General features: G+C 35.4%; 31 protein-coding genes and 3 pseudogenes. 16 read left to right on the top strand and 18 right to left on the bottom strand.

Annotated elements, in window-relative coordinates; all coding sequences use genetic code 11:
• Positions 1-502 precede the first annotated feature (502 nt).
• A complete protein-coding gene (locus WIW89_RS09015; protein WP_337720503.1) occupies positions 503-892 on the bottom strand; it encodes a HEPN domain-containing protein in 390 nt (129 codons plus the stop codon).
• 36 nt (positions 893-928) lie between these two features.
• On the opposite strand from WIW89_RS09015, the gene WIW89_RS09010 reads away from it, so the two are divergent.
• The gene (locus WIW89_RS09010) at positions 929-1,267 is read left to right on the top strand and encodes a nucleotidyltransferase domain-containing protein (protein ID WP_337720502.1); all 339 of its coding nucleotides are present in this window, start codon (positions 929-931) and stop codon (positions 1,265-1,267) included.
• A gap of 152 nt (positions 1,268-1,419) precedes the next feature.
• On the opposite strand, the gene WIW89_RS09005 is transcribed toward WIW89_RS09010, so the two are convergent.
• From WIW89_RS09005 to WIW89_RS08995, 3 genes are all read right to left on the bottom strand, one after another.
• Positions 1,420-1,545, bottom strand: a complete 126-nt coding sequence (locus tag WIW89_RS09005; protein WP_337720501.1) for a hypothetical protein — start codon at positions 1,543-1,545, stop codon at positions 1,420-1,422.
• A 717-nt stretch (positions 1,546-2,262) separates the two neighbouring features.
• Positions 2,263-2,514 carry a type II toxin-antitoxin system VapC family toxin gene (locus WIW89_RS09000; protein WP_337720500.1) on the bottom strand — a complete coding sequence of 84 codons (252 nt, stop codon included), beginning with the start codon at positions 2,512-2,514 and terminating at the stop codon, positions 2,263-2,265.
• A complete protein-coding gene (locus tag WIW89_RS08995) occupies positions 2,511-2,738 on the bottom strand; it encodes an antitoxin VapB family protein (RefSeq protein WP_337720499.1) in 228 nt (75 codons plus the stop codon). The genes WIW89_RS09000 and WIW89_RS08995 overlap by 4 nt, the downstream gene beginning before the upstream one ends.
• A 275-nt stretch (positions 2,739-3,013) precedes the next feature.
• Here WIW89_RS08995 and WIW89_RS08990 point away from each other — a divergent pair, with 275 nt between their 5' ends.
• Positions 3,014-4,243, top strand: a complete 1,230-nt coding sequence (locus tag WIW89_RS08990; RefSeq protein WP_337720498.1) for an ATP-binding protein — start codon at positions 3,014-3,016, stop codon at positions 4,241-4,243.
• 275 nt (positions 4,244-4,518) lie between these two features.
• Positions 4,519-4,867, top strand: a pseudogene (locus tag WIW89_RS08985) (IS6 family transposase); the annotation flags it as partial.
• A 116-nt stretch (positions 4,868-4,983) separates the two neighbouring features.
• Here WIW89_RS08985 and WIW89_RS08980 read toward each other — a convergent pair.
• Positions 4,984-5,484 (bottom strand): hypothetical protein, encoded by a 501-nt coding sequence (locus WIW89_RS08980; RefSeq protein WP_337720497.1) that lies wholly within the window; start codon positions 5,482-5,484, stop codon positions 4,984-4,986.
• Entirely contained in the window at positions 5,469-5,915 is a 447-nt protein-coding gene (locus WIW89_RS08975) for a hypothetical protein (protein ID WP_337720496.1), read from the bottom strand. Before WIW89_RS08975 ends, WIW89_RS08980 begins: the two co-directional genes overlap by 16 nt.
• 557 nt (positions 5,916-6,472) lie before the next feature.
• On the opposite strand from WIW89_RS08975, the gene WIW89_RS08970 reads away from it, so the two are divergent.
• From WIW89_RS08970 to WIW89_RS08960, 3 genes are all read left to right on the top strand, one after another.
• On the top strand, positions 6,473-6,634 hold the full coding sequence (locus WIW89_RS08970; protein ID WP_337720495.1) for a hypothetical protein: 162 nt from the start codon (positions 6,473-6,475) through the stop codon (positions 6,632-6,634).
• Between the two features lie 259 nt (positions 6,635-6,893).
• A complete protein-coding gene (locus WIW89_RS08965; RefSeq protein ID WP_337720494.1) occupies positions 6,894-7,280 on the top strand; it encodes a HEPN domain-containing protein in 387 nt (128 codons plus the stop codon).
• The gene (locus tag WIW89_RS08960) at positions 7,256-7,600 is read left to right on the top strand and encodes a nucleotidyltransferase domain-containing protein (RefSeq protein WP_110269779.1); all 345 of its coding nucleotides are present in this window, start codon (positions 7,256-7,258) and stop codon (positions 7,598-7,600) included. Before WIW89_RS08965 ends, WIW89_RS08960 begins: the two co-directional genes overlap by 25 nt.
• Before the next feature lie 82 nt (positions 7,601-7,682).
• On the opposite strand, the gene WIW89_RS08955 is transcribed toward WIW89_RS08960, so the two are convergent.
• The gene (locus tag WIW89_RS08955; protein WP_337720493.1) at positions 7,683-7,949 is read right to left on the bottom strand and encodes an HD domain-containing protein; all 267 of its coding nucleotides are present in this window, start codon (positions 7,947-7,949) and stop codon (positions 7,683-7,685) included.
• 55 nt (positions 7,950-8,004) lie between these two features.
• On the opposite strand from WIW89_RS08955, the gene WIW89_RS08950 reads away from it, so the two are divergent.
• The gene (locus WIW89_RS08950; protein WP_337720492.1) at positions 8,005-8,412 is read left to right on the top strand and encodes a hypothetical protein; all 408 of its coding nucleotides are present in this window, start codon (positions 8,005-8,007) and stop codon (positions 8,410-8,412) included.
• A gap of 367 nt (positions 8,413-8,779) precedes the next feature.
• Here the strand turns inward: WIW89_RS08950 and WIW89_RS08945 are convergent, their stop codons facing one another.
• Positions 8,780-9,898 carry a hypothetical protein gene (locus WIW89_RS08945; RefSeq protein WP_337720491.1) on the bottom strand — a complete coding sequence of 373 codons (1,119 nt, stop codon included), beginning with the start codon at positions 9,896-9,898 and terminating at the stop codon, positions 8,780-8,782.
• 221 nt (positions 9,899-10,119) lie between these two features.
• On the opposite strand from WIW89_RS08945, the gene WIW89_RS08940 reads away from it, so the two are divergent.
• From WIW89_RS08940 to csx26, 7 genes are all read left to right on the top strand, one after another.
• Positions 10,120-10,332, top strand: a complete 213-nt coding sequence (locus WIW89_RS08940; protein ID WP_337720490.1) for a hypothetical protein — start codon at positions 10,120-10,122, stop codon at positions 10,330-10,332.
• Positions 10,333-10,338: 6 nt separating this feature from the next.
• A complete protein-coding gene (locus tag WIW89_RS08935; RefSeq protein ID WP_337720489.1) occupies positions 10,339-11,061 on the top strand; it encodes a hypothetical protein in 723 nt (240 codons plus the stop codon).
• Positions 11,062-11,354: 293 nt separating this feature from the next.
• Positions 11,355-11,921, top strand: coding sequence for a hypothetical protein (locus WIW89_RS08930; RefSeq protein WP_337720488.1), 567 nt, complete (start codon positions 11,355-11,357; stop codon positions 11,919-11,921).
• A gap of 20 nt (positions 11,922-11,941) precedes the next feature.
• The gene (locus tag WIW89_RS08925; RefSeq protein WP_337720510.1) at positions 11,942-12,310 is read left to right on the top strand and encodes a hypothetical protein; all 369 of its coding nucleotides are present in this window, start codon (positions 11,942-11,944) and stop codon (positions 12,308-12,310) included.
• A 353-nt stretch (positions 12,311-12,663) separates the two neighbouring features.
• Entirely contained in the window at positions 12,664-15,114 is a 2,451-nt protein-coding gene (locus WIW89_RS08920; protein WP_337720487.1) for a hypothetical protein, read from the top strand.
• Positions 15,111-15,821 (top strand): hypothetical protein, encoded by a 711-nt coding sequence (locus WIW89_RS08915; protein WP_337720486.1) that lies wholly within the window; start codon positions 15,111-15,113, stop codon positions 15,819-15,821. Before WIW89_RS08920 ends, WIW89_RS08915 begins: the two co-directional genes overlap by 4 nt.
• Positions 15,806-16,153: a type III-G CRISPR-associated protein Csx26 gene (gene csx26 / locus WIW89_RS08910; protein ID WP_337720485.1), complete on the top strand. Its 348-nt coding sequence runs from the start codon at positions 15,806-15,808 to the stop codon at positions 16,151-16,153. Before WIW89_RS08915 ends, csx26 begins: the two co-directional genes overlap by 16 nt.
• Here the strand turns inward: csx26 and WIW89_RS08905 are convergent.
• From WIW89_RS08905 to WIW89_RS08890, 4 genes are read right to left on the bottom strand one after another with little or no spacing between them, the layout of a single operon-like run.
• Positions 16,150-16,845 carry an RAMP superfamily CRISPR-associated protein gene (locus tag WIW89_RS08905; RefSeq protein WP_337720484.1) on the bottom strand — a complete coding sequence of 232 codons (696 nt, stop codon included), beginning with the start codon at positions 16,843-16,845 and terminating at the stop codon, positions 16,150-16,152. The two genes, csx26 and WIW89_RS08905, sit on opposite strands and share 4 nt — an antisense overlap.
• Positions 16,842-17,159, bottom strand: a complete 318-nt coding sequence (locus WIW89_RS08900) for a clan AA aspartic protease (protein WP_337720483.1) — start codon at positions 17,157-17,159, stop codon at positions 16,842-16,844. The genes WIW89_RS08905 and WIW89_RS08900 overlap by 4 nt, the downstream gene beginning before the upstream one ends.
• Entirely contained in the window at positions 17,156-18,286 is a 1,131-nt protein-coding gene (locus tag WIW89_RS08895) for an RAMP superfamily CRISPR-associated protein (RefSeq protein WP_337720482.1), read from the bottom strand. Before WIW89_RS08895 ends, WIW89_RS08900 begins: the two co-directional genes overlap by 4 nt.
• Positions 18,283-18,498 (bottom strand): hypothetical protein, encoded by a 216-nt coding sequence (locus WIW89_RS08890; RefSeq protein ID WP_337720481.1) that lies wholly within the window; start codon positions 18,496-18,498, stop codon positions 18,283-18,285. Before WIW89_RS08890 ends, WIW89_RS08895 begins: the two co-directional genes overlap by 4 nt.
• Before the next feature lie 34 nt (positions 18,499-18,532).
• Between WIW89_RS08890 and WIW89_RS08885 the strand changes: the two genes are divergently transcribed.
• Entirely contained in the window at positions 18,533-18,739 is a 207-nt protein-coding gene (locus tag WIW89_RS08885; RefSeq protein WP_337720480.1) for a hypothetical protein, read from the top strand.
• Positions 18,740-18,895: 156 nt separating this feature from the next.
• Here WIW89_RS08885 and WIW89_RS08880 read toward each other — a convergent pair.
• A pseudogene (locus WIW89_RS08880) lies at positions 18,896-19,877 on the bottom strand (ISH3 family transposase).
• Positions 19,878-20,170: 293 nt separating this feature from the next.
• On the opposite strand from WIW89_RS08880, the gene WIW89_RS08875 reads away from it, so the two are divergent.
• Positions 20,171-20,527 carry an aspartyl protease family protein gene (locus tag WIW89_RS08875; RefSeq protein ID WP_337720479.1) on the top strand — a complete coding sequence of 119 codons (357 nt, stop codon included), beginning with the start codon at positions 20,171-20,173 and terminating at the stop codon, positions 20,525-20,527.
• 614 nt (positions 20,528-21,141) lie between these two features.
• Here WIW89_RS08875 and WIW89_RS08870 read toward each other — a convergent pair.
• The 5 genes and pseudogenes from WIW89_RS08870 to WIW89_RS08850 form a co-directional block, all read right to left on the bottom strand.
• Complete coding sequence (locus WIW89_RS08870) at positions 21,142-21,534, bottom strand: PIN domain-containing protein (protein ID WP_337703364.1); 393 nt, start codon at positions 21,532-21,534, stop codon at positions 21,142-21,144.
• A complete protein-coding gene (locus WIW89_RS08865; RefSeq protein ID WP_337703309.1) occupies positions 21,527-21,739 on the bottom strand; it encodes a VapB-type antitoxin in 213 nt (70 codons plus the stop codon). Before WIW89_RS08865 ends, WIW89_RS08870 begins: the two co-directional genes overlap by 8 nt.
• Before the next feature lie 107 nt (positions 21,740-21,846).
• A pseudogene (locus WIW89_RS08860) lies at positions 21,847-22,456 on the bottom strand (IS6 family transposase).
• A gap of 129 nt (positions 22,457-22,585) precedes the next feature.
• Positions 22,586-22,699, bottom strand: a complete 114-nt coding sequence (locus tag WIW89_RS08855) for a hypothetical protein (protein ID WP_337720478.1) — start codon at positions 22,697-22,699, stop codon at positions 22,586-22,588.
• Between the two features lie 29 nt (positions 22,700-22,728).
• Positions 22,729-22,854 carry a hypothetical protein gene (locus WIW89_RS08850; RefSeq protein WP_337720477.1) on the bottom strand — a complete coding sequence of 42 codons (126 nt, stop codon included), beginning with the start codon at positions 22,852-22,854 and terminating at the stop codon, positions 22,729-22,731.
• Positions 22,855-23,307: the final 453 nt, after the last annotated feature.

Below are 23,307 nucleotides of genomic sequence, written 5' to 3'. Positions count from 1 at the left end.
TACTTTGTCTCCTCACACCGTATTTGTAAAATGAGGGCGAAACTGAGGGGAGTGGGTAACACCTCGTTTAGTCACCACTTGCTTGTAAAACGTGCTTGCCCGTGACACACCCTCTATTTTCAATCACTTCTAGTCGTGCCATGGACTGAGGTGTAACAGACCATCAGCCTTCTATCGTCACCGCCTCTAAGCTTTCGTCTACCCTCATGAACAGTAATCAGTTAATAGACCGTTGACAAAGACCATTGTCGTTGACTATCGCAACGTACCCTCTAGTGTATATGGTAATTCCTGGCTTAGTGGACCCCCATCCCCTCTCCCCTACCCACGTGAATTTAGGGGAAGTCAGGTGCTATTTATATACGTAGCTTCAATAAAGTAGAGTAACCACTGATTCTCTTAAGCTATATATATATATAGTGGTAACTATCGTCTTTTGACAGCCATGCTGTACTCATCTCAAGTGTTAATCATATACCTACTACACTCAAACTCAAAAGTTCTACTCATTTATGACCTCTTTAACCTCGTCAAAAGCCCCGCTCAACCAAATGAGCACCTTTTCCGCCGATTCGATACAGTTCTCAGCTTTTCTTACGTTATAACTACTTACAATGGAATATCTAGCCTGAGTGTAATGGGGAGTAAGGAAGTCACACTCCTTCATTATTTCTTCCGGAACGGCAACCGAGAGTTCCTTGTTCAAAGTGTCTAATAGCTCACTTAAGTCGTGGGTGAAAGGGTAAGACCCTTTATACTTCATTAAGATACCCTTTATTGTAAACTCCACACTCTGTTGAGAAGCGAAACACGAAAGCCAAGGATACTCCTCCTTACTTTCTTTCGCTACTTTAAGGAAATCCCTAGCCTTTCCGAACCAGAATTTCTCCACCAATACCTTAAAATCCCCCTAAGAATTTTTAAAATTATGCAGTTTGAGCAGTTTGTGGAGAGAGTAGTGAGGTATTATAACGGGAAAGTGAGTATAGTCCTTTTCGGCTCTAGGGCTAGAGGGGACTTCTGGCCTTCAAGCGATTATGATGTGCTTATCGTATTAGATAAAGTCAACGACGAGATAGAAGAAGCCTCGAAACTATACACTATGAAGAGGGGTTTTTCGGCAGACATCATTGTAGTTACTCCCGATAAACTAGAGTTAGGTGACGTTAAGGAGATGTTAAAGCACAAAAAAGTGCTCTATGACGGTCTAGGTGTGTTTAAAACGGAAGAGGTAAATTCACGTGAGAAAGGAAAAAATGGATTATAAAACACTTAAACCCGTACTCCAAACGTACGGCTGGCAAGAGCTCACCAGTTCAAGCACACCACCTTAGTCCTGCTGTAGAAATACAGGGCTTCTTCACCCAATTCTTTGTTAGCCTTATTACCCGATCCCTTAAATCCGCTGTAGGGTACCCGTTAGTCTAACTCTATGGTAGGTCTGTCCACTTTAATCACGCCTACTTCCGCTTCGTTTACGAACTTCATCACCTTTGACAAATCGTTACAGAAATTGCGGGTTGAGGAGTCGGAAATCCTAGCCAAGGGGATGGGTCCCCTTATTTTACACTCCCTCCTAGGAAAATTCCTCAGTATATGCTGATCACTTCGCTCTTCTTCCCACTAAAAGTCGCTCTATTACAGAAAAGGGGGTTAAGGAGACGAAAAGCGTCCTCAGGATAGTCCCATATACCCTTTTGTCGGGATAAATTTTAGTGGTGATAACAACGATCCTCAGGAGCTCGACTGAGGGCTTAATGAGACTGTGGGAGGAGCAATCAATATATCTCCTTACTTCACGGTACTAGACGTTAAAAAGTCCTCTCATGTGAGGGCTGTGGCTACCCCTCAGATGGGGTCCCAAATCGATGGGTTGAATCCTTTCTCACGTTAAACAGAGATCTTTTTATATTTGTTTATGACGAATTTTCGTTGATAAATGATGATCTCTCACACCGATGTGGGCAAAAGGGTGGGAGTGATTACGGAGATGTGAGCCCCGTGCCGTTGGAGTCCCGTGACCCACCTGTGGTCGAGGGATAAGTCCCTACACTCGATCATGAATGAACATAAAATGATTGAAATGAAAATGTAGGGACAAACGGGAACGATGATAGGGGGAATCTTTGCCTCTTGCAGAGCGGCGAGAAGTCGTTCCTACCACTTAAATTATCTCAATATTCACATAATCTTTCACTGCTAAAAAGTCCTTATCTCTGGTTAGGAGTTTTTTGTCATGAGCCTTTGCAATGGATGCTATTATCAAATCAGATCGACTATCAGCCTACCTTTCTCCCTTAAACGGTAATAAAGTTCAGTATATTCTACTGCTACTTTTTCGTCTACAAGATACACCTTAAACATGTCTTCTAAAGTTTTGAGTACCTCAAGTCTTCTCTTATTTTCTATAACCCTTCTAACCTCCATTAAAGAGATAGTAGAGATCGAATCTCCTAAGTATTTTATCTTCCCTTTTAAAAAGTCTATTAAAATCGAAGTATCAGTTAACGTCATAACTTAAACTCCTCGTGCATTTTCTTATGACTCTCCTCTATCCTTTTAATATCGTCTTCGTTTAAGGTATCTTTCAACCTTGTTAGGTTGTCTTCAGCTTTCCTCTTACGGTACTCAGAAAGTAAAAGAAGTAAGAACTCATCCCAACTCAAGTCCCCTTTTTCCCTCTCCAGCTTTTCCTTGACCTCTTCAGAAATAGATATCGTCGTCACATTGTTGTTCATAATTAATAATTGATAATTATGCGTATAAAGGTTTTAAGCGTCCAACAATTTTGTTTCAAACTTCATTGAAAGTGTTGGTACCTCAGTCTCACTAATTACTTTCTAAAACTGCGTGCACCGCTTACCGTACGCCATGTCATTATAACTTAAAAGAAAGAGTATTAATTAAATGGTATTACTCTCAGATTTAGTTTTGGAGTATACTCCATAAGTTAATCGGAAGAATTTTGGAGTATACTCCAAAAGTTTAAAAATGCAAAAAACCCCTATTATGCGTGAACGTTGAGGAAATAAAAAGCGTTCTGAAGGAACAAAGAGAGGACGCAGAAAACTTAATGAGTAGGGCAATACCCAGAGACGTGCCTAAAGAGGAGTTGCTAACAAACCTATCAATCCCAAACGTCTTAGCAATATTAGGGGTTAGGAGGAGCGGGAAATCTACTCTATCACTCCTATTATTAAAGGACAAAAACTTTGCTTATGTCGATTTTGATGATGAGAGATTGAGAAATTTAAAATCTGACGATCTGCATATTGTTGAACAAGCAATTTACGAGCTTTACGGTAACGTGGATTACATACTTTTTGACGAAATACAGAACATTCAAGGTTGGGAGCCCTTCGTGAGCAGGCTGAGGAAAACTAAAAGGATAATATTAACCGGGAGTAATTCTAAGTTACTTTCTGGTGAGCTGGCCACAAGCCTAACCGGAAGGCATGTGGACTTCACGCTCTTCCCCTTTTCCTTCAAGGAGTTTCTAAGGTTTAAGGGAGTTAATTACTCCGAACCGCTTACCACAAGGGAGAGGGCTGAGATTAAGAACTACTTGAGGGAGTACATGAGCATAGGAGGTTTTCCTGAAGCGTTACTACTAAACAGTAAGCAAATAGTCAACAGCATTTATAATGATATACTGTTCAAAGACGTAGTACAGAGGCTTAAGACAAAGAAGGTATCTAGGTTTAAGGACTTTTCCTCAGCTGTAATTTCCCTTTACTCTTCTGAAATTTCTCTAAATAGAATTGCTAGAATGCTTAGAATTGATTATAAAACTGTTGACGAGTGGTTCTACGGTCTGACCTCAAGTTACTTAATTTATTCCGTGGAAAGGTATACCGGAAAGTTGAGCAGAATTGCAGAAAACAAGAAGGTTTACGTAGTTGACATGGGTATTATCCAAGAAGTCTCTATAAAAAAGGATATGGGGAGATTAATGAAGAATTTAATCGCAATACATTTGCTTAGGAAAAACCAGAACAAGGGAGTTTATTTCGTTAAAGGGGAGGACTACGAAGTAGACTTTTTAGATGAGAAAAATGGGGAGTTAATACAAGTAACTTATGATGAGGAAGGGATAAAGGAGAGGGAGTTAAGCGCTTTAACTAAAGCCTCCTCATCATTGGGTTTTAAACCTAAAATCGTAACGTGGGACATGGAGGACATAATGGATTATAACGGTAAGAAAATAGAGTTAGAGCCCTTGTGGAAGTTTTTATTGAAATAATGAGACCTCTTCAGTTTTCGCTTAATTGCATCAAAGGTACCAGTACTGCCTACTTATACCACAAATTTTTGTGACATCTTTTTGACTTCTTTCATATTAGGTCTATCCTTTGGGTTAGGAGATGTCATTTTTACCTAACATATTCTTAGACTCAAGAACGGTGTTATATACATAAGATAAGCACTGTATTCAAATTATAGAGTGTGGGCAACAATTTTGTTAATCTAAAATGAATTATTCGAATTGTTTTTGCTTTATTGATAGAACGTTGATGAGGGGTACGTGTCTTGGTAGTTCTTGTGGACATGAAGGGTTGAGGGAATAGCAATGAGGGTGTTTAGGAGAAGAATTGATAAGGTAATTTACTTTCACAATGGGGCAACTGCATACAACGCCTTCTCATGGTTAAACGTAGAACACGAGAAGTTCAACGAGAGGGATTACGCAGAACAAGGGTTCAGAAGCTTAAAACACTTGCATCAATGGACTTCCACTTCCCTTGGAATACTAACAAGTTTACAATAACTAGGTGGTTATCAACATTCTTCCTAATATATCCTTTACACCCCAACGTACTTGTTAGATAAGGGGGTAACAATAAATGTAAATATTTCAAATGAATGAAATTGTTGTCCACACTCACAGATCTAATAAAAACTTATATATATTCTCTGGCAGGAAAAGATATAGAATAAATTAGCACTACTTGTTAATGAGTTAAATAAATTCCGTTCATTAATCTACTTCTTTCCAATAAGTTGAACTAATGTATTTAGTATATGACAGCTCTCATCCCTATCAAGTTCCGAAATCGCTTTCTCCATCTCGTCATAATGAATATAATAAGTTTCAATATCATTCAAATCCTCAATCTTTACATCAATATTAGAAACGTTAATGAGATATCTTTTCCTTATATTTATCCACCTGGAAGACAAAAGTCTAGCTATCTCGCGTATTGTTTCAACATCGTAGTTTTGTATTGTATAATAAATAGATAGAAAAAACTCATATTTAATTATATGTTCATTATAAATTCTAGTTCTAATATTTCTCCTTAGTGTAGAATTCCCACATTTGCTTAATAAAAGCTCGATGAAATACTTACTTATCTCTTCAATAGCAGAAAGAAGTAAGAAGGCTAAAATGTTGTTACTAAGCCTAAGTTTCTTTCCTTCTTGATATAATCTATACAATTCCTCACTATTCTTTTTTATCCTTCTTCCTAAATTCTTACCCATCTTCCGTTCCTTTTCTCACATGAAAGAATTATTCCCTCACTTTTCTCGACCATTTTTCCGACAGTATATCCTGCCAACCCAGAAAGAGCTGCTATAAGAAGACCAACATTGAGTCTCTTAGCCGCTGTTCCACCAGTTATACCACTTACTGTCGCAGATGATGTAGCTCCTTCGAACGCAAAAGTTACTACATTTGAAACTATTATCCTTATAGCCATTACCCCCAATTTTGACAGTAGCTCATCAATCTCCTCGCACTGCATCACTCTAACGTTAGCTGGAGTTCTAAAAGATAATGAAATTTTATACCCGTTCTTACTTATCTTTATATCATCGTCTAAGTTAGTCAAGTGAGACTTTAACGCATTTTTAATATCCTTGGCTATTCGTGTAGTATAGCCGTCAATGACATATCTGATATGCTTCTCCATAAGGTGAGTATTTACCCTCTGCATTAATATACTTTTTGTTTGTTAAACCTACAGTTGCGAAGTCATTAAGAAGCCTAAACTTTACTATAAAAACGATAAGTAAAAATATTCTTAGTATTTTTGTAACTACTGTGAAACCCTCATATAAGATTTCACATATAATTCTTATTCTCTCAAGCTAATCCTATTATAAAATGCAGTATCCGGAATATTGTATGGAACGTTGAAAGCTTTGAAGTTCTTATTTGAGGGATTTTGTTTCGTAAATAGCTCTCTGAGTTTAGATAATCACTATTTATTTTTATATTGTTCATCATAAATAATTTTCATATAGAATCAGCGACTTAAGCCCTTTCATTGTTGATTTTCTCTTCAATCATTATGTTTGAACTTGAGTAGATTATGCGTTACTAAATATTATAAATAAGGAGATTTCGGATGTTGTAAGGATGAGAGTTTCTATGTACTGAAAGGTTCGTTAAACTGACATAAGATGAACACTATAATCAAAGTGCACAAAGTTTACTTTATATGCACACTTTTCCTATTCTTACGTTATGAGTGAAATTATTAGAGTTAGTAAAGATGTGAAGGAGAAGTTAGCTAAGATCGCTGCTGAACTGCAGTTGAATAAGGGTAAGAGAGTTAGCCTAAATGAGGCGGTAGAATATTTAATAACTTTTTATGAAGAGAACAGAAAATCTCAAAAGAACGCTTAATTACTGTTTTCCCTTTTAGGTTCTGCAAAAGGGATCAGAGAGGAACTAGAGAGGTCGAGAAGAGAAGATGAGGGTAGTAGTTGATACCGGAGTACTAGTTGAGTTTTTAGAAGGATCGAAGTTAGGAGAAAAATTCCTTAAGTAAGAACTTTATCAAACAATAACGTAAAATACTAACCCCATAAATAATAAATAAATACTTGAAGAGTAAATAAAAAGGACAAAAGATATATGAGCTATATTTCAAATATTCAGTTTAATGAACTATAAGGAATGGATAGAGCAAGCTTTGGAAGATCTCGATACTGCAAAAGTTCTTTTAAATAATGGGAAATATTACGCTTCTGCCTTCTATTCTCAGCAAGCGGTAGAGAAATCATTAAAGTCCATTATGATTTATCTTGGAAAAGACCCAGGCAAGACACATTCACTTATTGAGCTTATTGAAATGATAGAGAAGGAAGGAGTTACTGTACCAGCAAATATTAAAGAGAATCTAATGGTTCTCTCTCCTCATTTTATAATTTCAAGATATCCAGACGCTGCAAATGGAGTTCCTTTTAAGCAATATAGTAAATCAATTTCTGAGGACCTTTATAATAGAGCAAAAGAGGTGGTTGAATGGGTAAAGGAAAATCTGCAATAGAGAGCCAAATAAAAATAATAAATCTAGTAAAGGAGATAGTGGAAGAAATGGCTAAGGACTTCCAGCAGTTAGATGAAGTTTATATCTTTGGCTCTAGAGCTAAAGGAAATTACTTAGATACTAGTGATATAGATGTTATCTTCGTTTTCAAGGGCATAAAGGAAATGAACGTATTTGATAGGATGTATATGGTAAGTAAATACATAAAAGGAAATGTAGATTATATCGTATTAGATGAAGATGAAAAGAATAGAATAAAAGAGAAGAAATTATTTTGGAAGAAGAATAAGGGATTTGTAGATATAAAGGAATTTCTATGATCCACGCTCTACTATTTGTTTTTAACCTTATTTAGATATAAATTGCTTTTAATTATATACATTATTCAGTATTTTTATTATGTCATTTTTGTTGATCTCCCATTTCTTCTAACAGCCTTATCCCTATCATCTCATGAAGTTTAAACAACTTAACCTGAGAACCCGTGAAATTTAGGATCTGATTATATATGCTGGGGTTTATGTATTTGAGGACTTCAAAAGCGTACTCAAAAGTGTGTGAAAAAGGTAGGTGACCTAAATCGTGATACAAGGCTAATTTCTTTATCTTATCCTTTAAATCACTTTCTAATTTTATAGTTAAGCTCTCTGTCCGTATTCTGTCTATCATCTTAGAGGCTATTTGATAAACGCCTAGAGAGGTTCACAACAAGAGAAGGTATTTCGTGGGTGGAAAAGGATCTTTTGATATAATATTAAATAATTTAGTTTATGCTCAAGATCACACGAACGTCGTGCTTAGGACAAACATAGATTATAGGAACTTAGAGGAGGTAAGAGCGTTACTTAAAACACTTAAAGAGAGGGGAATAACTAAAGTGAAGTTAGATCCACATTTAGTTCACGAAAACGTATTCAGAAACGAATATTGGGATAGCTTAATTCCTAAAGGTGAGGAGGGAGTAGTCTTAGCTAAATTCTGGGAAATGGCTAGAGAGGAGGACTTTGAAATACCTCATGAGATTTTTAGATTGGGGATATGTGTAGCTCATTTTGATGATGACATAGTAGTTGATCCATACGGATATGTATATCCTTGCTGGGCTTTCACTGGGAATCCTCTAAACATTTAAGGGAAAACTTAAGGAAAATGGAACAGAGGAATTTAACGGTAAATATACGGGTATTCAAGCTAGAAATGTATGGGGGGGGGGGGGGGGATGTAATAATTGTCCTTATTTACCTTTATGTATGGGGGCTGTAGATTCTACGCTGTTTTAGAAAATAAGGGGTTCTTGGTTTAGATTGTAGGAGGAAAAATTATGAGGAGATAGTAAAACTAATAAGGTTTTTTTGCGAAAGATTAGAAGATGATGAAATCTTGCTAAATCTTTCAGCTTATTCTCATGTAAATTTTTATAAAAGGTCAATATTCCTTCTAATGAAATTATCGTATATTTTTATTAAAATGCATCAATTATTTTTCCATTTTTCTATGTTTTATTTTATTCCTATTTTCTCTTTTATTTGGCTATACAAATCTTCACTAATCTTCTCTACTTTCTCTTTATCTATTACGTATTGTGCGACCTTACTTCTTATCTTATCCCTGATTTTACCGTCAACCTTAAAGTAAGCTATGTGGTTCCCATTAAGGTACATATGTACGTAAAATCTACCTCTCTTTCTTTTCACATCTACGCTAAAGTTATGGGACCGTTCTTGAATTATTTGTTCGTTAACTGTCATGTTAATGAATTTACTTAATGCACTGGTAGACAATATTGCCGGTATTATAGTCATCTCTAAGATAAACTTATCCCTAATCTTCTTAGGTACGTTCTTTATTATTTCCTCTTGTATATCCCTCAGAACGTATAATTGATTCGAGTTTAGATGAATTATTCCCATCTTAGAGATTTCTTGATTTATCTTCTCCGCTAAATCTTTAAAAACAGGCAGAAGTTTACTACTAATTAATTTATCGACTTCATTCCTAAAATACTTAAATGCTAAGGGATACTCGTTTTCATCAATACCATCATATATTTTCTCCTCAATTTCCTTTAATTGTCTCTTAGCCTCATTAATCTCATGCATCTCTAAATGATAGGGATACTCATATTTCCTTAACGTAACATCGCATTTCTCGCATTTAACCTCACTTAGCTCATCCGGCTTATTCTTCCTTAAGAAGTCCTCAGCCACCTTAACTAAGTATTTAATATAATCGTTTATCCACGAAGATACGTTATCAACACATTCAGCTAATTTTTCCTTTGCACACTCAAGCTCTAGATTGTAATCTACTGGTATTGTAGCTGAGGAGAAGAATATATTAGCTTTATCGTAGTCCATAGTAGCCTCTACTATTGAATCATATCCCTCATCTTCTTCTACTACTCTGTTCACAATTAGCGGAGGGAAGTCAACTATATTTAAGTAAACTATTATTGAATCTCCTAAATCTAAATCGTCCTCTAAAATTGTCGCAGTACCCCATTCGTATTCTTTCATATAACATTTAGCTGGGACGTAATAAGGTACTTCATGAAATTTACCTAAATCATCATAATATTCCTCTTTCGTGCATTCGATCTCTTCAAAGTCCCTCAGCATAATAATGGAATGACTATGTGAAATTTATTTTTTCCAGTTTCTTCTTATCAACCCAGTTAGCATCCCTAACGAGTAGGGAGACATATTTATAACTATTAATCAAATATTACCCTGTGAGTAATAAATCAACAGAAATATTACGATTCACAAAGGAGTCCTGAATCGCCCTAACTGAAAATGAGAGATGTAGGTTTTTATTTAATTTTGACTACTTTTAAATTATGAATTTACCAAGAGTTGTGATACATGGAGTTAACATAGGTCTAACTGTGGCGGAGGTCTTTAGCGATGGAAATTTTAGGAAGTTAATTTCCACTGGTCATTTCATATACTCTACTGCTGGAACTATGTATTATGCGTCGGAAGGTAAGATTGTAGACACTTTAGCTAGCTTATTCGGTATCGTAAGTTCTCTACACTATCTCTCTGAGTGATTGAGTTTGAATTTAATACTATCTTATATAGATCTAGACGTTGACGATGTTTATGTAAACTCGTTGTTAAAAATTATGATAGAGGATAAACGACTCTTACGAGAGCATTTCGAACTTCTTTTGTCCAGATTATCTAGTTTAACACCCAGACAGCAGTTAAGGGTGTTAGATTACATACTTTACATATCCAATAAAAATGAGATGGGGCTTACAAGTTTGAAAATTCAGTGCTCACCAAGAGAAGTAGTGTACTCAATAACTTTACTTTCGTTAAACCCAAGAATCGTAAGCTTGTATGAGGCTCTTAAGATCTGTGATAAGAAGCTCGAAATTTTGAACAAATTTATAAATAATCTTGAGAATATTTTACTAAGTCCTAAGCTAATAGACTTCTTGAGGGAGAAAATAAACGGTGAAGGGTTTGATAAGGCGCATTTAGAGTTGCTAATTCTTTTGGAATTCGCCTTGAAGCTTAGAAATGAGGGGTATCATGTGGAATTAAATGATTTTTACGGAGACTTATTGTTGGACACTAACGCCAGCTTTGAAGAACAAATGAAGATAAGGGATCAAATAATCGAGAAGTATAAGGAAAAGTATAATGTAGACGTTTCGGCGGAAGTTGGAGACGTATTTGGAATGATAGATTCTGTAGATAAGATAAAGGAGTATATGAGGAAAGTATTAGATGTGGGTGGAGGAAGAAAACAGTGTTTACTCGTAGCGTAACTTTTCCTCCAATTTCGACACAAGCTAAGGGATCATACTCAGTCATTCTTCGATGGAACCACCACTCCCCTCCCATCCACTTTTCGCTCCTACCCTCGTGAGTAGTCATCAGTAAGGGAGATCATCAATAGAAAATACATTGTAATACAGTATAAACATAACTTGTCAAAACGGTATTTAGAAGTAATTAAAAATAACTATTTCCTCCAAGCTCTCTTAAGCTGAAAGTTAACTATACCGAAGAAAGCAGAAGGAAACAAAATTTTTAATAGTTAACACTGAGAGGACAAAATATGCAGATCGTCGAATATCCTATCTCAACATATTTGCCCAGAGATGTAGTTTACTTTGACGGTAGTTCAGCTACTTTGCCTCAAGACTATGTGCTAAAGGAAGGTAATTTAAGGTTGTTCGTTCCTAAAAATAAAATAGAGGACGTAGTCAATGCCCTAAAAGGCTCGGGATTTAGAGAGGAAAAACTGGAATTTTATAAGGGTGAAAAATACTCGTTATCAATGAGGATTTATAACATTTGGGAGCTTCACGTTAGGATATACGATGACGGCTTTATTGACGGACACTTTGAAGTTAGTAGAGACTACTTAGAACATTTACAGTATTACACTATTCCCTCAATTTATGAGGTATTTGATTTTTACAGAACTGCTTATAACAAACTGCACATATTGGACAACGTTGCTAAGAAGTGGATTAAAGAAGTGAGGACACAATATTTAATAACGTTAGAACCGCCTAAATCCTTAACAGCATGGCAACCAATAACAGCAATTGTTGGAGCTTTAAGTGCAATTGGAATTATAGCTTATGCCCTCTCAAGGCTTGACAAGGGAGAGGATTAGGTGCCTATATATTGAGATTAATGGGAAATATAACTCAAAGTGACGAAATAATAATAGACGGATACATAGTTAAAGAGAACTTAAAGGAAAAAGTTACGTTAAAAATAGACACTGGTTTTACGGGGTACGATGTTGCGATCCCCAGTAATATTGCACAAAGGCTTAGGTTAAATCCCTCAGGATATGCCAATTTCTCTACTCCTAGTGGTAATATTCCACTTGCTACTGGTAATGATGCCTACTTATGTTTAGGTACTAATAAATATGGAGTTACTTATGTTATCCATTATGGTGCGTATCCTTTAATCTCTAATAGTTTTCTAAAAAAGATATCAGAAATTATAATAATTGATTTTAGTAATTATAGTGTCATTATAATACTTAAGTGATTAATTTCTAGTATTTTACGATAGTGTCACTATTAAACTACTAATTTTATTTCACATGTTAAATCATTGTACTTAGTGAATGCTTTATGGAGTTCTTCAATTTAGGAATGTATAACTAACTTTTAACTCAACGCAAGATATAGAACTTATTTTATTTCTTCTAGTCTAAAGAGTAAGAAATTTTCTCTAATCCACTAAGCAAGGTTCTGCAAAATCTTTAAAAAAGAAGAAATACGAATAGCTCATAACTACACCATCTACGCACCCTTGGTATCACTCTATGAAATTTATAAGGAAAAAGAACTTTTGATTTTTAACTAATGTTTTTAAATTATTGAATGATAGTAGATAATATGGAAGCTATTAATCATGATAAGATATTTGAGGGATATTTTGGCGAGCTTAATGAGTATTTACAGTGTTATCTGCATGACATTTTTAAAAGTATTGTAGCAAGAGGTGGGAGAGATGGACGTGAGTGCGATATTACGGCCAGCATAAGTGAGCAATATAGTGAATTAGCTACAAATAAAGTCAGTAGAGTTCTTGAAAAATTATGTTCAATAATTCTTAGCCCTATCACCTTATCTCCTATGATTTACATAGATAGTAGAGGTAACATACTTAAGGTTGATTTTAAAGAGAGATTTGACGATCTCCCTGGATATTACGTGAAGGATTTCTTGAACTATAAATACGGAAATGATATTTATAATAAAATCCTCGAGAAGATAACTAGCAGTGACAAGCTTAATAGCTACGAATTAATAGCACTGATCGATGCTAGTAGGTTTATGGTTCAAAGGAGTTGGATCTCTGCAAACGATATTACCATACATGCTCATTTACGAGGTGCTTTACTAGCTTCATTGAATAATATCTCGTTAATTCGCATAAGTAATCCGTTTTATTCAGAATATAATACCCTAAAAGACATAGAGGGAATTTACGCTATAACAAAGATTTTCCTATATTATTTAAACTCTTGCTTGCTTGAAAAGCTAACAAATACTTCTCTTAATAATGTCCTTAAAAGACTTATTGATGAATTGCCAGAGGATAAATATGCTACACCGTTAATAGACTTCTACACACCATTTATCTTTGACGCTGATGAGAGGAGTATAACATTATTTTATGTTAAAGATAAGTTAAATGATGTAAAAGAATGCATTAAATCATCATTTACAGCTACGATAAACGAGGTTCTCAGTAAACTCGCTAGGAGGTCAATTAAAATTAAAGAAACTATTACTTACAAACTAGACCTAGTTAAAGAACGTGAAAATATATTAAATAATCCAGAAGCTCTAAACGAGTTTCTTGAGGTTTCAAATTCAGTTCTATTTGCCGAAATAGAGAATGCTGAGGTTGAACTAGAGGGTATTGAAACTGAAGATCGATTATGCAGTGTGTGCAAATTAAGGAAAAGTGTTAGGGAAGATCTAATTCCGACTATAATTACTAGAAAAACTGAAGATCGATTATGCAATATTTGCCTTTCAGTTAGACTTGCACCTTATGCTGTAGGGAGGACTTCCACTCTAAAGAGAGGCGATAGAGGAGACACAGATGTAGAGAAAGAGGGTTGGTACAATTTATTTAAAAAAATAGATAATAGAGGAAGAAGTATAGATGAGCTAGTTGAAGGGTATGATGATAATGTAATATTTATAGGTATAAAATTAGACTTAAAGAAATGGGATAATAGAGAAGTTTCATTGATAGAGGCTTATCATTTAAACTTAGAGGACTTAAGGAATTCAGTTAAGGAGTTTTTGAAAGATGTAAGAGATAGAATTTTATCTGGTACTGATCCTAATGTGGATTTTGTAGTAAATAATTGTGTACAATTAAAAGATCCTAATCCAGAAAAGTTAGAAAAACTTACAAGTTCTTTTGTAGATTTACTTACAAGTCAAAGCAAAAGAATAGATATAAATGAATTTGCAAATAAAATTTCAGATATCTGTGATAATATATTTTCCGATAAGGAATTAAAACGGCTGCGCAATAATATAAAAAACTTGTTAAAAAACCATACAAATTATTTTAATGAAAAAGTAGAACAACTTAAAAATAAATATAGATGTAATTTAAACACAATTGAAGTAGAGAATATAATAAGGAATTTCATAGATTCACATAAGAAGATAGAAATATCTAAATCATTAGACAGATTATTTTCTATTAAACAGAACTTCTCTGTGATTATTGAGTATTTTATGGCCTTACTGTATATTAAAAAAGTTGATCACATAACTTTAATGGAACCTTCAATTACTACACCATTTTTCCTAGCAGTAATTCGTAAGAAGGATTTTAAGAAATTATTTAATGAAGTATTATATCCGTTTTTCCTAAAATTTTTAGAAGGTTCTAGATACAGTATATCGAACATGATGCTAGTTTACATTATAAAAGCCAAATCATACACTCCAATTAAAATTATTGAGGAAATTATAAATACTGAACCCAAACCTCTAAAGGACTCTACAGTACTTCTAATCCCAGTAATAGTTAATAGGAACAGTTTACCCGTTACAGAGTTAATAGGCATCGATATTTACTGCTTTAAGAAATTCATGGATCTGGTAGAAAAAGAAATCCTCGATGAAGAGGCCTTAATAAGGCTATTAAGGTCTTCCGCAGAGGATTTACCTTATCCAGCTTTTGAAGACTGTAATAAGTTACCAGAAATATGTAGTGATATAATGAGTAAATGGGTAAGGGGAAAAGTCTTTTCCATTCGTCATGATAACGAATTGAAATTAAAGGGATATATAGCGAGGTTGTTGACATGAGAGTATTTAAGATAACATTAAGGGCTTATAACGGCTTTTATAAAGAAATTTTACCCTCTACAACAATAGCGGGCGGAATTACTTACGCTGCTTATCTCAATAAGGATATACTTCAAACAACAATTGGTTTTACAGATTTTCATAGAAACAGTAATATTTACAAATTATACGTTTCTAGAATTAAGCTTGATAAAATTGTGAATAAAGCAGAGCCCTTCTACCTCTACAAATATGTAGATAAGGGGGAATATTACTTGACGTATATAGGCTATGCAATTGCTAAAGAAGAAAATGAAGTCAAGAACCTCATTAATAAGTATGGCGCATATATTGGTAATTGGAACACAGTATTTAGTTTAGACAGTATTTTGGAAGTCAGCAATATCAGTGATAAATGTGTCTATAATTTACCCGTTATAGACCTTTCTGATTTAATATCTAAATATAAAAATATGAGGGTACAAGTTCACAGATTCACAAATTCCAACTATCTCAACATGTCTCCTTATAAAATATATTATGATACTAGGGAGAAAAAGTTCCTAAAAGTTACAAATAAAAAATACGTTTATTTAGCTACTTTTAAAGTTGATAATGCAGATATAGGGTATTATTACGACGAATCTGTATTAGCTAACTTAAATCCTTTTGAGAGAATTTATGTAAAAATGGGATTTGGGGTTATAGGCCCATGTATTCAGATTTAGTAAAGTATGCTATCAGTTTTAATCCTAAGCAATATAAAAAGAAGTACTATACATTACCTACTAAAATAGAGGAGAATGCTCTCGTTAGATACATTTGGCATCTTAAGACCTTAGTAAGGTGTTTATTATCAAATTCAAAAGAAAAATACATTTTAGGTAGCGGTAAGATAAAGCTACCATATATATCTAGAATATTATTCAGTATTGACGATAATAAATTAGTTGTTTTATGTCTATTAGAGGATAGCATATGCGACTTAGTATTCCGTACTATCGAAATGGCACTTACAATAGATGAAAAAACCAAAGAGGAAATAATTAAGGGTTGCTAGGTAATAACCTTATACTCAGCCCTCAGTGTACCAAGTCCTCTAGATTTAAACCTACCTAATCTCACTATTCCATCATTTATTTGTCTTAACGCTTCAATTATTACGTTTTTACACTCCTCATCTTCACAGAGTACATCAAATTCTATTTCATCTTTACTTACCTCAATGTTTAAACCTTTACTTTTCTTCTTAATATCATAAGAAAATTTTAGATCGCTCATAAACTGCGTATTAACCTTTTTATGACTCATAACTATCCTCATTTTAGCTCTAATATTTTCATTGCCAAAAACCCTACATATTATGCAGGGTTTGGAGAACTTTTCAGTAACATCTCCTAAAATATTAGCATACACTTTACTCTCACAATCCTCACTTTCCCTTAATCTTTGAAGTTCAGCACAATTAAATGAGCTCTTTGCCTTCTTTTCGCTATTTTTACACTTCTCTAACTCACTTTCTACTTTGTCTAAGTTTGAAAGAAGTATCTTAGCAGTTACAGTCTCACAAGCACCCTCGAAATATGCATAGCATGCGGCAGTTCTCAAGAGGCCTTTAATTGTAGTAGGAGGAATAAACTTAAATGATGGATCACTACCAAAGTAAAACATTACTTTCCTTTCTCCCGTTTTCAAGCTAGCAGAAATGTTATACGGCGTTAAAGGAACTAATTTAACGTGGATTCTAATCAAGGATCCTTCACTTGTAAATTCTTATAATCTAAAATTATTTGTAATCTCTCTAATAACTTTTCCCCGATCAGATTTTTATCTATATAGATATTACTAATACACGTAGTATAAATTTCTCTATCGAGAAACTTCACTATTACTATTTTCATTTTAGTAGAATATACACGGCCGTCCGGAAGTCTCACTAGCGGACCTTCAAATTCCTCACCAGACAATGTTCTAAATACGTCATGGCTCAGTATGCACTCACCATCAAACCCAGAATCTATTTTAAACTCAATAATTCTACCATTAGCCTCCAAACTGAGCTTCATGATAAAGACCACACACCCTTAACCCTTACCTCATATTTCTCTCCCCTTACTTTATCCAAAATACTCTTCAACTCCTCTCCATTTCTAGCCTCATAAATCTTACCACCCTCAGTAATTACAGTAAATACGACTTCCCCTTCACTAAGGGGGTTAAGAGCGTTCATGAACGTGTTAGGAAAGAGCTTACATAGAATCCTTTTATCACAACCCACCTCCTTAGGCTCAGTTATACTTAACGCAAACTTCCCCTTAAGTAATACAGAATTAAATTCGACCACCTCACCTGGTATGTATAATCTGAAGCTACCGTATCCAGAAGTCCCCCTACCGCCTATCCACACCCCCCCTTCATCAGCTTCATCCTTTAATATCTTTAACATCTCAACAACCTTGTCAGTTAAGGGGTCGTTAAGCACTGCTAGAAATCCTAAGAATTTAACACCGGCCGGAATTACTTCTTCAGTGAAGAGCTTACCTTTCTCCGCTGTCATGGTAACCCTATTTATAGCCACATGGGTAGTCCTCTCCAAAAGCACTGGAAAAGGATCTACAGCTACTAGATCTGTAAACTTCACAAACCCCCTAACACCAGAAGTTCCTAAAACTCTACACACCTCACATAAGTTCTTCCTCCCAGTAAGTTTAATCCATGCCTCCTTGAGTTTACGGTTCTTCTCGTCCTCAATTAACGCCAAGTTCTCGCACCTATCTAAGTCCGAGGTAACGTAACAAGCTTTATCTATACCATAACCAGTTATCTCTAAATACTGCTTGAAAGCTTCTTCCAGAGTTTCTCCCACTTTATCAATAAGCCCAGCATAAATGTAGTTACTTAACTCCTCCTTAAGACTCTCAAAAACTATCTTCTTCTCTTCCTCACTTAAAACCCAAACGTTTTCCAAAACTTTCGTATCAACCCTCCCTTTCCTTAAATACCTTTCGTAAGTAGAACGGAGTAGTCCCTTAAAGCTAGTAGCCGATATTGCTGGTATGTAATAGTTTTCGTCGTTTACTTGAAGTGGAATTTTGTAAGTAACTAAGTCTGCCGCTGAATAATCAAAGTAAACGCCGGTAGCCCCAACCCTAGTCAATGAGAGCGTTTCTAAGACCACGGGGAGTACTTTCAACTCCTCAACACCTTTATTAGCTCTTCTTTAGCCCTACTGACATCCCTATTATAAAGTGCCTTTATAACGTTTTCAACGTGCAACCCCTTAAACGATCTGAGCGTAAGGACCAGGTTATCAACAATTTTTTGGTCGTCAATTCCAGATATTATATACTGTTGCATAACGTTGATCAGTATCTTAGCCCTTTCTATCTCATCCTCTCTTTCCATAAGATATTTTTCTCCCCATGATTAATAACTTTTAATGCATGAGGAATTAATAGAGTATTACGAGGCGTTGAAGCTCTGTGAGGATTGTGAGGAAATAATAACTAAGTTAAGGGAGCATCTAGCGTTAATTAACAAAGATAGTATAGTATCTAAGAAGGTGAACATTATCAACAATAGTAATAACGTTAACGTAATAAGGGAAACTCTCTTCCAGCTAATATTTTACTTATATGGAAAATGATGTTTAGGGGTTTGGGTTTCATAGGATTTCATAATATTTAATATCCATCCTCAGCCCTTGGGCTTCACCAGAGTCACGGGACATTGCCCCACTCATACCCCTCCGCCCCTTTAGCGGGATAACCCCAACCCACCTACTCCCACGGTAGACCCAAAATCACATCCTTAATAATAAATCTATAGTGTAAATAAGTATTTCCACTAGATTAATTGTAAAATTCTCCGGATTGAATAAATCTGGAAAAAATAAAAGAATTAATAATAATCTAAACTCCTCTCTCCCCACCTCCCCCTTGAATACGGTATATAAGGAGTAGAGTACAAGGGCAAGAACGAAGATCAACGTGCGGAAAACAAACTTAGTAGAACTGGTAAATGGAAGAAAAGCCTTAATGTTCCTATAAGAGGTCTCTATTGGACCTCTCCCCTTATTGTACAAATCCAACACTTCCCTCTTTGGTATCTCGAGGTTAGTAGCCCTAGCAAAATAAACAAGCCTCTTCTCCTTTCTCCTAACCTTCTCCTTACTGTACACGAGAAGCCTGAACTTAACTTGCTCATCCTTCCTATGCCTCTTGCTATTAGTCTTGTAATCCCCGTCAAACTCCTCATAAACCTTCACATCCCCAACCGGGACAGCAACTATGTAATTAAACTGTGAAATGAAGTTGAGCACGTCGACAGTGTAGAAACCGGCGTCAATAGTTATCAACCTTATCTTGAACCCCATTGCAACAACTTGCTCCACGAGGTTTTTCACTATCTCGTCCTTAGTCATACCGTTCACTTGCGGAATAAAGGCAAGTAATAGTACTTTCCCCTTATACTTGGTTGTTGCAGTTGCGTAGTTCCACGAGTTTCCTCTTTCAGAGCTCCCGAGTCCTTTCACTGGTTTCCCGTACCACGTCTTGGTTGTCCAGTCAATCGAGAGGTCTACCTCCTTTACCCCCTTCAGTACTTCTAAGGATATTTTCCTAGCATTTTCCAATAGTTTTTCAATTACTTCCATTCCTTGTTTCTCTATGTAATTTCTCACGGTCTGTGGGGATACGTCATACGCTCCGGACTTGTTCTCTACTGAATCGTAAACACGCGGAGATGAGGGTTTTTGCTACCTCTTCTCCTTTCCCTTAAAGCATGGAAAGTAATTTATATCCTATTTATTGAATGTTATTTGGGTGAGGGAGACCGGGTATCACCCTCTTTCCTTGTCACGTAGTAATACTCTGTCTCCCTCACCTTAAACCCTTTCTTCAATTCTTTACACTCTTATAAATTTCTTTATCTTTCACGGATTAGATATTATCCTATCAGAAATATTTTTTCTAATATGATTTTGGGTCTACCGTGAAGGGCGAGGCTTTCCGCCCCCTTAACCCCTTTTTTCGTAAAGACCAATAAGTAATTTAAATCGTGGAAATATACATAGTGTGTGGGACTAATTTACGTTGACGGTATAGTAAAGAACGAGAAAGGAGATAGTGAGAAGGTTAGGTTCTTAATAGATTCCGGTGCTTATTACACTGTGCTAAAAAAGGAAATTTGGGAAAAGTTAGAATTAAAGGAGATTTCAAGGGTATCATTAATTTTAGCGGACGGTACAACTATAGAGAGGGGAGTGTCAGAAGCGATTATTGAACTTCCGCCTTACGGAGAAAGGCATTCCCCCGTTATTTTAGGAGAGAGCGAGGATGAAAATTTACTAGGAGTTGTTACTCTAGAAATTTTAGGCCTTGTCTTGGATCCCTTAAAGAGGGAAATTAGACAAGGTAGGATTATAATGAAATGAAGACGACAGAATGAGGTTGTGCTAGCCCTCTTCTCTATCTAATAATCCCTCAAGAGAGTGTCCAGAATGCAAATAATTCAATAAATATAATGTGATAGAAAAACAATATTATAACTAGTTGAGAATATAAGTCAATTATATCTTTCAATATGAGGGAAGATTAATATTTTATTGTAATATAAAATAACTTATGGTTGAGAAAATGAATTTCAAACATACCCCATATTATCCTGGTTGACCTTAGCAATTCTAACTACTTTTCCTACATCGTTAAATTTTATCCTACCGTTTATTGAAGTAAATTGAAAGTTCTCTAATGCTTCTTTATTAATTTATTCATCATCTGGTAGGATGACAATTACTATCACCTCCTTGCCGTATAATTTCTCACCTTTCTAACTTATCTTCGCAGGTATTGTTATCCCGTACCTCATTTATCCGTAACTGATGACCGTCAACCTGAAAACAATTTGCTCCATACGTGGTTTTTAGTTATAAAATGCTAACATTGGAATGGAGGGCACCACTATGAAGTCTATGTGAGGTGGAGTAAGGTGCTCAATGAAACTCCACATGTCGTGGCCGGCTCCTTAACCTAGGTATTACCGTTCTCCTTAAATTAATATTACCTCCTTCATACCTTCAAATATTTTATCTCCTGACACGATTTTTGCACTATACTTTCTAGCTAATGCTAAAAGTATACTATCCGTCAATGCTGGTTTATTTTTGCGCTCTTTTTTAGACTTTTCCAGTAATTCCAGGTAGGTTTTTCCTCCTTCTATGCTTATATCTGCATCTAAGCAAGCAACTATACTATTTTCCTCTACAAATTTAAGTCGATTCTTGACCTCCTTTTCATTAGCCCCTTCCCTAATGTACTTTCTTCCGATTTCAGCCAATACTAAATCGGGAGTTATGACCTCGTCGGCAGAAGATACGATTTCTACAACCTTTTTACCTTTTTCACTTCCCAAGAATAATTCTATCCACGCATAGCTATCCATTACGATCTTCAATCCTATCATCTCTAGTAAATGGAGTTATTTTTCCTTTATCTATACCAAATACTGTTTTTAATTTTTCCTCTCTATACATTTTTATTAAGTATTGAATGGTATCATCTATTGACGAGAAATTATTTTCCTCCTTAAGCTTCTTCAAAATTTTAAGTGTAGACTCACTCACTTTTATGGTTACTTTTTGTTGCATAGTATACTTTCTACTTTCTACTTTAAATTCTTATTTAATTTAGGATATACAAGTTTTAAGAAACTCAATATCATTATTCACTCAACGTCTGAGTGTGGACAACAATTTCATTCATTTGAAATATTTACATTTATTATCACCCCCTTATCTAACAAGTAGTTTGGGGTGTAAAGGTTAGGAAGAATGTTGATAACCACCTAGTTATTGTGATCGTCAGTATTCCAAGGGAAGTGGAAGTCCATTGATGCAAGTGTTTTAAGCTTCTGAACCCTTGTTCTGCGTAATCCCTCTCGTTTAACTTCTCGTGTTCTACGTTTAACCATGTGAAGGCGTTGTGTGCAGTTGCCTCATCGTGCAAGTAACTTATCCACCCTCACTTTCTCCTTACTACTTCCTCAGCCCTCTTCATACTTGCCAAAACTACTAAGACGAGTACCCGCTCCTAACACTAGTAAGAAGAAAGGTACCCTTAGTTTTAACATCCCTAACAATCCACACGTAACTGACCATTAACTAACCTCACCTTAGTCTCATCAATAGCGTAAACAATACTCAATGGCACAGCGTACCTCGCATAACTTAACCTCCTATGATAGTAAAGCAGAGTGGAATGGGGTAAAACAGTCCTCCAAGAGGATAATCAAGAAACTGGTTAGCCAATGCATAGGCTAAGGTGTCCCTAGAGTAAAACCTAGGGCTAAGGTTAATATACTCCATTAAAATTTGGGTGAGCACGGTAACCTTCCATCTGTTTCCATGTGCTCACCTCCAATTAATTCCCGTGCTCACCCTAAAAAGGTATTACCATCAACGTTCTATTAATAAAGCACAAACAATTCAAATAATTCATTTTAGATTAACAAAATTGTTGTCCACACTCACGTTCCTCTTAAGAATTTTGAAAGCCCACGGTAACGGCTCTACAGCTACTACTTCCTTAACTTTCCTTGCAATTTTCACTGTAAAATCGCCTATAAAAGCTCCGGCATCTAGTACAGTGTCTTCTCTCTGAAACTTAAGAAATCGTACTCACCTACTATGAACGTTGAGTAATAAACGTAATCGTATCCTATAGGTATCCCTATCCCTATACTTCCGTAACGGAATAAACTCACAGTATGATATATGAAAAAGAAAGTATTAAGCCTAAAACTGTGAGAGAAATTAATTATACAAAATTTTAATATCTTTGCAGTATAATAACGATAAATCCTTCTCTTCCCGCACTCTGCTTTAACACTCTTTCTCTTTAATTTTAACGCTCGTTAACATGTACTAAATACGGGCCCTCCAATATACTTTTTACTTAATATTAACTCTCAAGACGTGTATCTTAAAATTGTCTTGGTGCTATTAGAATCATCCGATAGTATTTACTAAGAGTCCTTAGACTAGGATTTAACGGTAAATCCTTAAGATAAAGCTATAAACTTTCTGAAAGTACTATCGTTATAGGTAATATCCTAAAGCAAACGGAATTCCCTTAACTAAAGTTACTGGTAGCAGTTTTACCTTCTCACTAAAAGTTAACCCCGGTCTAGTCTTCCTCTCGTAAATAAACCTCTCAT

It is taken from the genome of Stygiolobus sp. CP850M, assembly GCF_037389425.1.
In the GTDB taxonomy this organism is placed as follows: domain Archaea; phylum Thermoproteota; class Thermoprotei_A; order Sulfolobales; family Sulfolobaceae; genus Stygiolobus.
This window is presented reverse-complemented; position numbering and strand designations above follow the sequence as displayed.